We start from the raw sequence: 600 nt of genomic DNA on the forward strand, positions 1-600 counted from the left end.
CTCCGCATGGCGGGCCGACGGCCGGGCATCGGTCATTTGATCGCGCTGGCGACGGGTCTGCCCCTCTGGGCATGCGGCATGCTTGTCGGATCGGCCATCCTTGTCCTGTCGCTTCGGGGTGGAGCGGCGTTGGGTCGGGGTACCCTCATCTGCGGCGCGTCGGTCGGGCTTGCCGTTGCCATGGGATGGGCGGGAACAGCTTGGCTGTTTACGACAGGCTTCGACGCGTTGCCCGTCGCGTCACACAGCTTTTCGGCGCCCTTGGGCGAAACGATGCTCTACACCATGACCTCAAGCGGCGCGGCGCTGAGCTTCGGCGTCGGATCGGTGGTCGGTGTGTTGACGGGCGCCTTTGCAGGCAGCCTCTGGAAGGGGCATTTCCGCTGGGAAGCTTGCGAGGACCCGCGCGAACTCAAGCGTCAGATCCTCGGCGCGGGGCTCATGGGCTGGGGCGCGGTGACGGCGGCGGGATGCAGCATCGGCCAAGGCATTACCGCCTTTTCCGTTCTCGCGATCAGTGCCCCGGTGACGCTGGCTGCGATCGCGCTGGGCGCTGCGATCGGGCTGCGGCAGCTGATCGACGGCTTTGCCATGGCCGAG

At 67.5% G+C, this 600-nt stretch carries 1 protein-coding gene; it reads left to right on the forward strand.

Annotated features, from left to right (window positions below; genetic code table 11):
• Positions 1–600: YeeE/YedE thiosulfate transporter family protein (locus MBELCI_RS19015; RefSeq protein WP_045320581.1), on the forward strand; the 600-nt coding region annotated here is incomplete at both ends.

Source organism: Limimaricola cinnabarinus LL-001 (assembly GCF_000466965.1).
GTDB lineage: Bacteria > Pseudomonadota > Alphaproteobacteria > Rhodobacterales > Rhodobacteraceae > Limimaricola > Limimaricola cinnabarinus.